This is a genomic window from Aminobacter sp. P4_D5, from assembly GCF_056401815.1.
Genome location: NZ_JBFUIP010001492.1, coordinates 1 through 502, shown reverse-complemented (window position 1 = coordinate 502; position 502 = coordinate 1). Strand labels below are relative to the sequence as shown.

Genomic DNA, 502 nt, shown 5'->3' with positions numbered 1-502 from the left:
CCCTATGTGCCGGACCGGCTGGCCGAGGGCTACGGGCCCAACGGGCCAGCGATATCAGGGCTGATCGGGCAAGGTGCCACGCTCGTCGTCTGCGTGGATTGCGGAATCGCGGCGCATGACGCGCTGGCGGTGGCCTCGGGCCTCGCCGACGTCGTGGTGCTGGACCATCACAAGGCCGAGGGCCCGCCGCCGCGCATCGTGGCCGCGGTGAACCCGAACCGGCTCGACTGCACCTCCGGGCTGCGGCAGCTCTGCGCGGCGGGTGTGGCCTTCCTGGCGGCGATCGCCATGCAGCGCGAGCTGCGCCGGCGCGGCTTCTTCGCCACGCGGCCGGAGCCGGACCTGCGGGAACTGCTCGACATCGTGGCGCTGGCGACGGTCTGCGACGTGGTGCCGCTGATCGGCGTGAACCGGGCGCTGGTGGTCCAGGGGCTGCGGGTGATGGCGCGGCGGGGGCGGGCAGGGCTGGCGGCGCTGATGGAGCTCTCTGCCGTGCGGGATG

The 502-nt window shown here is 73.7% G+C and carries 1 protein-coding gene; it reads left to right on the top strand.

The window, feature by feature from the left end; genetic code table 11:
- Positions 1-502 (top strand): DHH family phosphoesterase (locus AC1DWF_RS39140; RefSeq protein ID WP_476843759.1); only part of this gene is annotated, 502 nt, incomplete at both ends.